Origin of the sequence: Thermoplasma sp. (assembly GCF_008709555.1) — an archaeon.
Classification (GTDB): domain Archaea; phylum Thermoplasmatota; class Thermoplasmata; order Thermoplasmatales; family Thermoplasmataceae; genus Thermoplasma.
This window is the reverse complement of the sequence record NZ_VYIJ01000012.1, coordinates 30,435-42,549: the sequence shown is the minus strand read 5'-3', so window position 1 is coordinate 42,549 and position 12,115 is coordinate 30,435. Positions and strand designations below refer to the sequence as shown.

Below are 12,115 nucleotides of genomic sequence, written 5' to 3'. Positions count from 1 at the left end.
AACATGGAAGATATGGTGCCGCAACACTGTGTGTTGGTGGAGGACAGGGATACACCACCATACTTGAAAATGTTTGAGGTGATGATATGGATTTTGAGCTTCCAAAATATATAGAGGACTACAGGAAAAAGATAAGGGAATTTGCGGTCTTAGAGTTCACGGATGAAAGGAGAAGGTACTACGATGAGCATGAGAAATTCCCGATGGAAGAGATGAAAAAGGCGCTGAGTCTTAAGCTTGTCGATTTCGACGATCCATGGAAACTCATGGTTGCTATTGAGGAGCTGTTTCGAGTTGATCCAGGTATGGGCAACTCAATAATATCCTATTCCTTCGGATCCGAGATCCTTAAGATGTACGGTTCAGATTTTCAGAAGAAGAAATACCTTGATCCTGTTCTTAGGGGGGAAAAGATCATGGGGCTTGGAGTGACTGAGCCAGTTGCAGGGAGCGATGTTGCGGGGATAGCGTCCAGGTTGAGCAAGAATCCCAAAGGAGGATGGATACTGAACGGCTCAAAGATATTCATTACGAACGGTATGGTGGCGGACTTCTTTCTCATCCTTGCAAAGAACGATCCACCACTGTCGAAGAAATCACACCAGAATATGACACTTTCGATTGTAGAGCCTACAATGCCAGGGTTCTCTAGGGTAAAGATGTATGGCAAGTTAGGAGTGCGCGCCACGGATACTGCACAGCTTAACTTTGATGATATCCATATACCAGATGAGAATGTTGTCGGAGAACCAGGTAAAGGCTTCTACTATGTCATGACATTCTTTGATATATCTAGAGTTTATATATCAGCTCAGTCGGTTGGCATAGCGCAGGGCGCGCTGGACTCGCTCATAAACAGGGCATCGGCTGATCCAGACATTGCTTCTAGCGAGAGCATCCAGTTTGCAGTTGCGGAGCTTTCCACAAGAGTGGATGCAGCCAGGTTGTTGACATACAGGGCAGCTTCGCTGCTGTTTGATTTCAAGCCGGATCCGGTATACACGAGCATGGCGAAGTATTACTCTGCTGATACGGCCGTATACGCGACGGACGTTGCCCTCCGATTTTTGGGGCTTCCCGCATCCGTTACATCGCTTGAGAGATTGTACAGGGACGCGAAGATAATGGAGATATGGGAGGGTTCAAGCGAGGTTGAAAAGCTTGTGATCTACAGGACCATGATGAAGAAAATCGGTGATAAAGATGGACGAGGAGCATAAGATACTAGAAAGTATGGTATCTGATTTCGTGCAGAGGGAAGTCTCTCCAGTTTCAAAGGCGATAGAGACTCAAGGAATACCGCAGGAGCTGCTATCGAAGATGGCCAGGCAGGGTCTCATAGGTGCAACGGTACCGCAGGATCTTGGCGGATCTGATCTTGATAGGCTCGGATACGTGATCCTTTTAAAACAGATCGCCATGGAATCGCCTTCGCTGGCCTTTCTTATCTTGATGGAAAATTCTTATGTCATGCGTGTCCTGGAAAAAGCAGAATCTGGTAATGATATAATAAAGAAAATTGCAGCAGGATCAGAGACTGGTACTGTAACTATTCCAACGATGCTTGGTATCGCAGGTATGGGATCTCTGGAAGCGAAAGCCGGAAGAATATCTGGCACGATCTACGGTATTCTAAACCCAAGTGCTCGAATACATGTTGTCTGTATATCCCCTGACAGCTTTTACGTGGTCGATGGTGGATACAAGGTGTCCTCATTTCTTGAGCAGCTCGGTTTTAGAGGCATGAAATTCTCAAGCGTGTCCTATGATTTTGATGTCGCATCTTCTATACATGTGGAGCATAGGGCCAAAGATCTCTTAGAAGATTCAGCGATAGGCATAGCGGCCATAGCTATAGGTATCTCATATGGCGCTCTGAACAGGGCTATCAGCTATTCCGGAGAGAGGAAGGCTTTCGGACATTACCTCAGAGAATTCCAGCCAGTAGCATTCACGCTTGCCAGTCATTATATGGATCTCGATATAACCAATGAGTATCTCATGTCCTTGGCTTCAGGTCCAAAGGACGCGTTCCATGAAAACTTCATAAAGGCAAAGGCCCTCGATCTTGCCATATCCATCTCCAGATCAGCGATACAAATCCATGGAGGATATGGTTACTTTGTGGATTTCGGGGTAGAGAGATTTTACCGCGATGCCATGTTTCTCAAGAATATCAGCGGGGATCATATGAGAGATATGGAACGGCTTTCAGATCTGATATTCGGAGAGACGGTGAAGAGAATATAAACACGAAATACGGAATAACTTTTATAGAAAGGTAAATGGCCCGGGAAGCTTTAGAAGTCAATTGCTTTAGGTATCAGATGCAGCAATTTTCCCCGGGGAATATATTTGTGAGCTACTCCTCAGCTGAAGCTTCGGAGCTTCCTTTCAACGAAGAGACATCTGCCTGTACGGGTATATGCTGTACACCGTATATACGATCTCCACAGGCCAGAATTCGGAACGCACCAGCCCTACTTGTGCATCACACCACTTGGCTATCCTGGAGGATACAAAGAAAATATAAATACATACTTTAAAGATCTTTCCATTGGAGGAAGTCCGTGTATCTCATGTCCGAGGAGAGTTTTACTACTTCCCCCAAACCTCTAACTTTTCTATAAATAGTATTTCTTCAAGTCGGTAAAACATAAATTACGATAACCGGTGGGTATATGTCTAGAAAAAAAAATCGTTGAATTAGGAGTAAATTCGCATGCCAGGCTTACGGTGAATAAATAGTTGGAGCTTACCGTGATCTGCTCCCATTATTCCTCTGTAGAAACATTTTCAGGTTATTGAGAGTCCGCCGTCAATGATAAATGTCTGTCCTGTGACATAAGAAGAATCATCAGATGCTAGGTAAAGAGCCATTTCCGCTATCTCCTCGGGTTTTCCGAGCCTAGAGAGAGGCGCCCTTTCGCTTATTGATCGAACAAAATCCTCGAATCTTATACCACTGAGATCTGTGAATCTCCTCGGCATGCTAGTTTCTATCCATCCCGGGGCAATGGCATTTGACCTTATCCCTTTCTTTCCGTATTCCAGAGCGATCATCTTTGTCAGCATTATGAGGGAAGCCTTTGAAACAGAATAGGGCATTCCAGTTGCTATTGGCATTATTCCCCCAAGCGACGCTATATTCACTATGTTTCCGCTACCTTTCTCGATCATGTGCGGTATCACGTATTTTGCCATGAACCAAGATCCTTTGAAGTTAACATTGTAAACACTATCAAAATCAGCCTGTGTCAGATCTGCAAGTAGCCGCGGATTCTTGCCATCAACTCCTGCATTATTTACCAGTACGTCTATTCCCCCGTATTTCCTGATCACTTGATCTACGGTATTCCTACAGCTATCCTCATTGGAGACATCGGTCTTAATAAATTCAGCAATCCCTCCGCTCTTCCTAATCTCTGTTTCCACGGATCTGCCAGAAGACTCATCGTATTCAGCTAAGATAACTTTTGAACCGTTTTTTGAAAAAAGCAACGCTATCTCCTTCCCTATGCCGTTTCCAGATCCAGTAACTACACTGATCTTGCCATCCAAAACTCCGGGCATTCGTATCACCTTCATTATTAACGTTTATGTGCTTAATAGTTTATCTATATAGATTATGATCCGATCGCATCATTTTCCTTTATGAGCTTCAATGCCATTAACGATCATTCAGATAGATGTCAGATAAAATGAAATTATCGGTCAAGCCATACTAAGATATTGTAAAAAAGATTTAAATAATGATATGGATTATTACATATATGGAGGCATATGAATATCAATTAAATCTAAAAAATCTTTTCCCGTCGGCGCTCTGGGGACATCCAGATCAAGAGATAGTTTATAAGAAGAACAGATATACCCTGGAATCATTCTATGAGAGGATATCAAAGCTTGCTGGAGCTCTTAGCGATCTCGGTGTGAAGAAGGGTGATGTCGTTGCAGTACTTGACTGGGATACGGATCGGTATATGATGAGTTATTTCGCCATACCCATGATGGGAGCTATTCTACATACCGTAAATGTCAGATATCCTCCTGATCTCGTGTTCTATACGATGCAGCATGCCGGTGATAAGTACGCCATCATCAACAAGGAGTTTGTTCCAATAATAGAAAAGTATGCCAAGACATTTGATTTCATCAAGGGGTGGATTGTTCATGCAGACAATGGTGAAAAAGTTGAAACGAGTCTTCCTAGATCATATTCCTTCGAGGATATAGTTGCTAAATCTGGTGGTTACGATTTTCCAGACATCGATGAGAACGCGACCGCGACTTTGTTCTACACATCAGGAACGACGGGGCTTCCAAAAGGCGTCACTTTCACCCATAGGCAACTGTTCCTGCAGGCGACTTCGAACGCCCTTGTTGGTAATAAGGCGCCATTCCATCTAAACGAAGATGACGTCTACATGAGCCTCGTACCGATGTTTCACGTTCATTCATGGACCATGCCATACTTTATAGTTATAACAGGAAATAAGTATGTGCTACCAGGCCGTTATGATCCAAAGAATATACTTGAACTGATCAAGAATGAGCATGTAACTTATTCATTTATGGTTCCGGCCATACTTTACATGCTCCTTACATACTCGGAGGTAGATAAATACCGTGAATACTTGAAAGGATGGAAAGTTTCCGTTGGCGGATCCGCGCTGCCTGAAGGACTGGCAAAGCTTGCAGAAAGCTTTGGTATAACAGCGATAGGTGGTTATGGCCTTTCAGAGACCTGCCCTGTGCTGACAACGGCTGTGTTCAATTCAAGGGTTAAGGCTATGAGAAACGAAGATGAGCGACGTTATTACAGGATAAGCACCGGAATACCGATTCCGTTTGTGAATCTCAGGGTTGTTGACAGCAACTGGAAGGATGTTCCAAGGGATGGAACATCGGTCGGTGAAATAGTTGTGAGAGCCCCATGGCTAACTAAGAGATATTACAAGGATCCGCAGAAGACGGAGGAACTGTGGAAAGGCGGATGGCTTCACACGGGGGACCTTGCCGTAGTTGATCACCTGGGATATATCCACATCGTTGACAGGGAGAAGGATGCGATCAAGAGTGGAGGAGAATTCATACCATCACTCCTGCTTGAGAACCTCATATCAAATTTACCACAAGTTGGTGAGGTGGCAGTTGTTGGCAAGCCGGATCCAAAATGGGGCGAAAGGCCAGTGGCCTTCATCGTTCCGAAGGTCAAACTCAACAAGGAAAAAGTACTTGATTTTCTGAACAACCAGGTTGAGGCAGGACTTATACAGAAATGGTGGATACCGGATGACGTTATATTCCTTGAAAGCATGCCAAGGACAAGCACAAATAAGATAGATAAGAAAGAGCTAAGAAAGATGATCTGATTCTTATTTTTCAACTTTGAATATCGTTTTATAAATGAAATTTTTCCAAACGTCACGATGGTCCTCCAATCATGGTATCACTACCTGCCTGCCCAATGCCTTCTGATTTTCAAGGTTGAGTATTCCCTCGGAGGCTTCTGATAGGTTCAATCTACGGCTCACAGGACTCCTGTAATCTATGAGACCCTTCCTAGCTAGATTTATCACCTCCATCTGTTCGCCTATGGTGCCCACGTATGAACCGGTGACTGTCTTTTCGAAGAGCACTGTGTTTAGCGAGGTAATCTGTTCGCGATCTGTGCCCATGAGACCAACTATTACGTATATGCTCTCCTTTCCCATTAGATCGCTGTAGGTTGTCAAAGTCCCTTTTCCCACGAGATCTATGACGGCCTTCAGCCCCCTCCTTCCAGTTATCTTTTTTATTTCGGATGATACATCGGTTTTCTTGGCGTTAACGGAATGATCTATCCTGGATATCTTGCTGACGAACTCTATGGACTCGTCCCTTGTATCAATGCCGATTATGTTTGCAAATGGGGCAATGAGTCTGATATACTGAACTGCGTATGAACCAAGTCCTCCTAAACCAACAACTGCCACAAAATCGTCTGGTTCTATGTATGATGCAGCTTTCTTCACAGCTCTGTAAGTTGTGAGGCCACCGCATGATAGCGGTGCTATCGCTGGCAAATCATCTATTCCATTGGCATCGATCAGGTATTTGTAATGGCTCACGAGGAAATATTCTTGGAAGCCACCATCGATGTTTATACCCGGAACCGATGGTGTATTCGCGACGTTTGTCAATCCCCTAACTGTATAATGATCATCGAATTTCCACTGCCATGCGTAGACTAACACCTTGCTGCCGATCTTGATCGTTTCAGGCACATCTTCTCCCTTTTCTACCACCGTACCTGAGATCTCGTGCGATAGTATGTGCGGGAGTTTCTCAGGTGCACCACCTCTCTGCCATACCCCCTCCCATACATGTACATCGCTGTGGCATATGCCTGCCCCGGCCACCCTTATAAGAACCTGATCACGGACTGGATGCTGAGTTTTCGCCTTGTCAAGCTCAAGAGGTGCTTTAAACTGTTTCATATAAGCCGCATTATGGAATTCGCTTTCCATCTATCCCATCATAAATCTTAACATATTGTATATATTTAATATTTGCTGGCTAGTTATAAATTACGACAAAACGATAGGGGATAATATGAGATCTTCGATCATCAAATTCAATTTATATAGCAGAAATCTTTAACAAAAATAAATTGAAAATAATTCGAATAATTTTTATATTTTGATATGACTAATTAATGATATATTGTAAGATTAATACATATAAATAATGATATAATCAATATGAAAAAAATATAGTCATCCGACTTTCATGTGGGTAGAATTCTAAAATAAGATCATTCAACCCTATCCTTCCAATGCTTTCTTGAGGGTGTTGTATTTTTACCTGCTTCATATTAAGTCGATTACTCATATTTCTGGGATTTTACTCATTTGAGAAACTCATAATGATCCATTTTACCCATACGATAGTATGAAGACCCAAAAATAATTATATATCCATGCATTGTTATGATCTGGCAAAGGTGATGATGTATGGAAACAGGTGGTCATGCTCAGTTTGCCTCGGTTGTTGCGCTGGCTAATATGGGCTTCGGCTTCATGCTCTTCCTGGACGGGTTCATATATACCGGTATAGTCCCATTAAACGATTCCCTTGGCATGCTTGTCTTTAATCTGTTCTGGATAGTCGGCATTGGCTACTTCATTGCCGGTATAGTAGAAGTTCGGAACGGACAGATTCAGACGGGTTTCGTGGTGCTTGCATACAGCCTCTTCGGTTTTATACTTTGGTCCGTGTACTTCTTCAGTTACGGGATGCGTTTATTCTATCCGCCCACACCTACGGATTTACTGGTCTTCTGGATATTCTGGATGTTCATTTCCGTGCTTTCCGGGGTTCTCCTGCATCCACTAGGGAGGATGTTTGAGATAAACCTATACTGGCTTGCTGTAACATTCGCTCTGTTTGCTGCTGCGGGATACGGGAATCTACTTGTTGAATTTGTGGCTGGTGTGGTGTCATTCCTGCAGGGCTTCTACAACTGGTACCTGACATCGGCTACAGTGGTCAATACTGTATACAAGAAGCTACTGCTTCCTCTCAGATAGAATACTTAAAAATATTTTTTTAGAATTTTATCTTATAGCTGTAGGTCGTCATGAGTTCAGAGGATTACTTATGTAAAGATTTTTATTCTATAGATGACATGCCTTTGATCAGCTTTCTTTTGATTTGGATGAAAGCCAAAAAAGTTGATATGAAGATATAAAAATTCATATGACCTTCTTACTCGATAATGATGCTATGTTATGCTTTCGTTTAGTGTTTCTCTACCTCTTAGATACCATACGACAGAACCAAGGAAGCCGACAGCCCATGCCGCAGTGGCAAATACCATATAGTTGTAGACCGAGATGCCGGAAAGAGCGAATATGGACAAGATATACAGAGAATAAGCGATCCCACGGACCGTTGCTATGCCCAGGCCACGATATCTTGTAACGAAGAGCTCCGGCTGAAGGATCTCTCTGACAGCCCATCCCAGTTCTCCAAAGAAGGCGTTTATGATAAGCAGCATCACGAATACGAGGAAGGGGAGCCTGTAATATATATAGAGAAGGAATATCGCCATAGATATTGTCCCACCAGCATAAGCCACGACGGACATGACCCTGCGGCCTATCCTGTCTATGAACGCGAGGATCATGTAACCGAATATGGCCTCGCCCAGTCCGTAGATGAATGGTATCACCGATGTATACCCTGGGTATTCAAAAGGGCCAAGTATATCGGCAACCAGGGCAAAGGTTAGCACTATTGTTATCGCAAATAGCATGAGCACAATTATAGGTATGGGTGAACCGAATCTCTGTTCGGCAAGCGTATCTGAATGCGAGGACACGAATGACCATCTAAGGCTCTCCGGCAACTTCATGCGCGTTATAATAGCTATGGCAACACCCGCAAGGCTCATGGCAAGGAATACGACCTTTTCGATGAACACGTTGTATCCTGCGACCAAAAAGACAGCAGATATGGCCGCCACACCCATATTTGCGCTGTTTGATACCAGTACAAGAACTTTTCCCCTGTACCTTATGGGAAATTGCTCCGCAAGAAACGCAAGGGATACTGTCTCTTCTCCTCCAAATCCAAACTCTGCCACGAATATGGATAGAAGTATCTCAGTGAAGTTCAAGGACAGAATTATCCCAACTATGCCGGTAATGCCAGCAGTTATGGTAGTGATGAAGAGCTTCTTCCGGCCGATTCGATCCGATAGATAACCAAGTACCATGTTGCCCGTAAGAAGGCCGGCAGGAGATGACACCAGCACGTATATGTCCTCGGAAGGTTTAACCAACGGCCATTCTGTTACAAGCGGTGCCGTAACAAGTAGGAGGCCCCAGACGAAGAAGCCAGAGATCATCGTCAGTGCCATCGCAGTATGCGTTTTGCTCCATCTTGCGCTATCCAGAAAACTCCTTACCTGTCCATAGTCTGAGAAGCGAATATCCTTTTCCATTTTTTTCCCTCCGCCGGTATTACCCGGATCAGGTTCCAGGGGTCGATCCACTTGGATCCTCTCAGCCCCTTCAGGAGCTCCCCCAACTTATGGGGAGATTTTCATCCCATATTAGAATGTTATGTCAGGATTGACCGATTGTATATGTGCAATGCGGGAGATATAATGTATTATGAGTAATGTTAGGGGTTTGGGGGAAGCAGTAAAACTCCTCTTCGGACATGAAATACATGGGCTTCCCCCAATGGAAAGGTTTACATTGAAGGAAAGATATCTCATACTGTGCCCACACCTGAAATGGTAAGGCACTCCCGCCCTGCGGGGAGTAAAACGGTTGAAGTTGGGCATAATGAGCATCGGTTCCAGTGGCACGTTCTCCGCAAGGAGAAGGGATATACGCCTTAAGCCCTCTGCTGGAATCAGGCTGTGGAGCGATGCCCGAAAGGGATAATGAATAGCCCCCTTCCCCTGGCAAGGGAAAGTCAGCCAGCCAATCGTTGCGGTTCGATGAAGCCTCACCTACGGGTGAGGGGAGACCAGCAGCAAGCTCCGAAGCTTTAGCGAGGAGTAGCTGACAATGTCCTTCCCGCATCCACAAGAACATGATCATTCCAATTTAGTCATTTTGAATCGAACACTGCGGTTCCATAGGTCTCTTCCGCCTGTTCATCACCCGGTTTCCAGTATGGTTCACGCAAAGAGACGGCCATCTTGAAAAGTTCCTTCAGTTTTTCTTCATCCGATACACCCTTGAACGGTATGTTCGTGTCCGATCTCATTAAGCATGTTTTGAATTCACCGCGTGACGTGATCCTGAGACGTGTGCAGTGTGCGCAGAAATCTGGATTCCTCTGCGGTTTTACGAATTCAACCTTCACAATCCCATGGTCATTTTTCATAAGGTACCTTGGCCTGTTATGCAGATCGTTGTACTCCACACCGATGGATCTTCTCTTTATATCGTCCTCTATTGGCGTGAGGCTGATATGGTATTTCCTGTATTCTTCTGAATTCTCACCCTCGCGATCCGTCTCATACTCTATAAGTTGCAGTATTGCGTTGTTCTCGGCCGCCATCTCAAGCATCCTTGGGATATCATTCACATTGAGATCCTTCAGCACCACGAAGTTGATTTTAACCGGTGTAAGACCGGCCTGATTGGCGGATCTCACTGCCTCCAGAACACGTCCTATCATCCTGGTACCGGTTATGAATTGAAATCTTTCATCATCCGGAGAATGAAGCGATATGTTGACTCTGTCAAGGCCGGCCATCTTAAGATCCTTTGCTATCTTGGGAAGCATCGTACCGTTGGTTGTCATCGATATGTTCCCTGTTATATGCCTCCTTATCCTGCTGATTATCTCAACGATGTCCTCTCTGAGTGTTGGTTCTCCTCCTGTTATCTTGACCTTGTTGACGCCGAAATCATGCGCTATCTTCACTACCTTTTCGATCTCCTCTGGCGTAAGCTCTTCTCCATTTATGTCTGTACCCTCCATGTGGCAGAAGAAGCATTTGAAATTGCATGTTGTATTGAGCTGTATCCTAAGACTGAGTACTGGTCTTCCGTATCTGTCGAAGAGTGGCATTCAGAATATACAGTAATTGATGGTTAATAACCTTATCCTGTTATTCTCTGGACAAACCTTGATGGTGCTCAAGTGGAAGTCAGCAATACCCCTATATAATGGTAGAGATTAGATCCAGTTATTGAGCGAAAGGACAGTCCAGATCGTTAAGGCATCAAGCCCACGAAAAAGCTAAATAAGGATCAATATATTAGGGTTCAAACTGCGAGATATTGATAATTCTCGAGTACTAATAGAAAAAAGGTGAAAATAATGGCAAGTCAGAAACCACACCTGAATCTGATAACGATAGGTCATGTAGATCATGGAAAATCTACATTGGTAGGACGGCTGCTGTACGAACATGGCGAGATTCCGGCACATATTATAGAAGAGTATAGAAAGGAAGCTGAGCAGAAGGGTAAGGCAACCTTCGAATTTGCCTGGGTTATGGACAGGTTCAAGGAAGAGAGGGAAAGAGGAGTTACCATTGACCTGGCCCATAGGAAGTTCGAGACGGATAAGTACTACTTCACGTTGATAGATGCCCCAGGTCACAGGGACTTCGTCAAGAACATGATAACAGGTACAAGCCAGGCAGATGCGGCAATTCTCGTCATATCAGCAAGGGAAGGAGAGGGTGTGATGGAGCAGACCAGAGAGCACGCGTTCCTCGCAAGGACTCTCGGTGTGCCACAGATGGTTGTTGCGATAAACAAGATAGATGCAACCAGCCCGCCATACAGCGAGAAGAGATACAATGAGGTTAAGGCGGATGCTGAAAAACTCCTGAGATCCATAGGCTTCAAGGACATATCCTTTGTGCCGATAAGCGGTTACAAAGGTGATAACGTCACAAAGCCTAGCCCGAACATGCCATGGTACAAGGGTCCCACGCTCCTGCAGGCACTTGACGCCTTCAAGGTTCCAGAGAAGCCGATAAATAAGCCACTCAGGATACCGGTAGAGGATGTGTATTCCATAACAGGTATAGGAACAGTTCCGGTCGGCAGGGTTGAGACAGGTGTACTTAAGCCAGGAGACAAGGTCATATTCCTGCCTGCAGACAAGCAGGGTGATGTCAAATCAATAGAAATGCACCATGAGCCACTCCAGCAGGCTGAACCCGGAGACAACATAGGATTCAACGTAAGAGGCATAGCCAAGAACGATATAAAGAGGGGAGATGTCTGCGGTCATCTGGACACGCCGCCCACGGTGGTCAAGGCATTCACAGCTCAGATAATAGTGTTGAACCACCCAAGTGTAATAGCGCCAGGTTACAAGCCAGTATTCCATGTCCACACAGCCCAGGTCGCATGCAGGATTGATGAAATCGTCAAGACGCTTAACCCCAAGGATGGAACAACCCTGAAGGAGAAGCCGGACTTCATCAAGAACGGTGACGTTGCAATAGTGAAAGTCATACCTGATAAGCCTCTCGTAATCGAAAAAGTTTCAGAAATTCCACAGCTTGGCAGGTTTGCCGTCCGTGATATGGGGCAAACAGTAGCCGCTGGTCAGTGTATAGATCTCGAAAAGAGGTAATCTT

Annotated in this window: 9 protein-coding genes and 1 riboswitch; of the genes, 5 read left to right on the top strand and 4 right to left on the bottom strand. The window is 44.7% G+C overall.

Features of this window, described 5'->3' with window-relative positions; genetic code table 11:
- Window positions 1-86 precede the first annotated feature (86 nt).
- Both F6Q11_RS05535 and F6Q11_RS05530 read left to right on the top strand, forming a co-directional pair.
- Complete coding sequence (locus tag F6Q11_RS05535) at window positions 87-1,220, top strand: acyl-CoA dehydrogenase family protein (protein WP_297026993.1); 1,134 nt, start codon at window positions 87-89, stop codon at window positions 1,218-1,220.
- Window positions 1,204-2,250, top strand: coding sequence for an acyl-CoA dehydrogenase family protein (locus F6Q11_RS05530; protein ID WP_297026991.1), 1,047 nt, complete (start codon window positions 1,204-1,206; stop codon window positions 2,248-2,250). The genes F6Q11_RS05535 and F6Q11_RS05530 overlap by 17 nt, the downstream gene beginning before the upstream one ends.
- 546 nt (window positions 2,251-2,796) lie before the next feature.
- Here F6Q11_RS05530 and F6Q11_RS05525 read toward each other — a convergent pair.
- Entirely contained in the window at window positions 2,797-3,573 is a 777-nt protein-coding gene (locus F6Q11_RS05525; protein ID WP_297026989.1) for an SDR family NAD(P)-dependent oxidoreductase, read from the bottom strand.
- Window positions 3,574-3,773: 200 nt separating this feature from the next.
- On the opposite strand from F6Q11_RS05525, the gene F6Q11_RS05520 reads away from it, so the two are divergent.
- Complete coding sequence (locus F6Q11_RS05520) at window positions 3,774-5,375, top strand: fatty acid--CoA ligase (RefSeq protein ID WP_297026988.1); 1,602 nt, start codon at window positions 3,774-3,776, stop codon at window positions 5,373-5,375.
- Window positions 5,376-5,444: 69 nt separating this feature from the next.
- Here F6Q11_RS05520 and F6Q11_RS05515 read toward each other — a convergent pair whose 3' ends face one another.
- Window positions 5,445-6,512: an alcohol dehydrogenase catalytic domain-containing protein gene (locus F6Q11_RS05515; protein WP_297026986.1), complete on the bottom strand. Its 1,068-nt coding sequence runs from the start codon at window positions 6,510-6,512 to the stop codon at window positions 5,445-5,447.
- Window positions 6,513-6,998: 486 nt separating this feature from the next.
- Between F6Q11_RS05515 and F6Q11_RS05510 the strand changes: the two genes are divergently transcribed.
- Complete coding sequence (locus F6Q11_RS05510) at window positions 6,999-7,574, top strand: hypothetical protein (protein ID WP_297026985.1); 576 nt, start codon at window positions 6,999-7,001, stop codon at window positions 7,572-7,574.
- A gap of 194 nt (window positions 7,575-7,768) precedes the next feature.
- On the opposite strand, the gene F6Q11_RS05505 is transcribed toward F6Q11_RS05510, so the two are convergent.
- Together F6Q11_RS05505 and moaA are read right to left on the bottom strand one after the other, a co-directional pair.
- Window positions 7,769-8,992 carry an MFS transporter gene (locus F6Q11_RS05505; RefSeq protein WP_297026984.1) on the bottom strand — a complete coding sequence of 408 codons (1,224 nt, stop codon included), beginning with the start codon at window positions 8,990-8,992 and terminating at the stop codon, window positions 7,769-7,771.
- Window positions 8,981-9,086, bottom strand: a riboswitch (TPP riboswitch). Its footprint overlaps the gene before it by 12 nt.
- Before the next feature lie 526 nt (window positions 9,087-9,612).
- Window positions 9,613-10,584: a GTP 3',8-cyclase MoaA gene (gene moaA, locus F6Q11_RS05500; protein WP_297026982.1), complete on the bottom strand. Its 972-nt coding sequence runs from the start codon at window positions 10,582-10,584 to the stop codon at window positions 9,613-9,615.
- Between the two features lie 252 nt (window positions 10,585-10,836).
- Here moaA and tuf point away from each other — a divergent pair, with 252 nt between their 5' ends.
- The gene (gene tuf / locus F6Q11_RS05495) at window positions 10,837-12,111 is read left to right on the top strand and encodes a translation elongation factor EF-1 subunit alpha (protein ID WP_297026980.1); all 1,275 of its coding nucleotides are present in this window, start codon (window positions 10,837-10,839) and stop codon (window positions 12,109-12,111) included.
- Window positions 12,112-12,115: the final 4 nt, after the last annotated feature.

Bases quoted from the DNA above. Each gene is read 5' to 3' on its own strand.
- F6Q11_RS05535 (WP_297026993.1), top strand. From the start codon at position 87: ATGGATTTTGAGCTTCCAAAATATATAGAGGACTACAGGAAAAAGATA.
- F6Q11_RS05530 (WP_297026991.1), top strand. From the start codon at position 1,204: ATGGACGAGGAGCATAAGATACTAGAAAGTATGGTATCTGATTTCGTG.
- F6Q11_RS05525 (WP_297026989.1), bottom strand. From the start codon at position 3,573: ATGCCCGGAGTTTTGGATGGCAAGATCAGTGTAGTTACTGGATCTGGA.
- F6Q11_RS05520 (WP_297026988.1), top strand. From the start codon at position 3,774: ATGGAGGCATATGAATATCAATTAAATCTAAAAAATCTTTTCCCGTCG.
- F6Q11_RS05515 (WP_297026986.1), bottom strand. From the start codon at position 6,512: ATGGAAAGCGAATTCCATAATGCGGCTTATATGAAACAGTTTAAAGCA.
- F6Q11_RS05510 (WP_297026985.1), top strand. From the start codon at position 6,999: ATGGAAACAGGTGGTCATGCTCAGTTTGCCTCGGTTGTTGCGCTGGCT.
- F6Q11_RS05505 (WP_297026984.1), bottom strand. From the start codon at position 8,992: ATGGAAAAGGATATTCGCTTCTCAGACTATGGACAGGTAAGGAGTTTT.
- moaA (WP_297026982.1), bottom strand. From the start codon at position 10,584: ATGCCACTCTTCGACAGATACGGAAGACCAGTACTCAGTCTTAGGATA.
- tuf (WP_297026980.1), top strand. From the start codon at position 10,837: ATGGCAAGTCAGAAACCACACCTGAATCTGATAACGATAGGTCATGTA.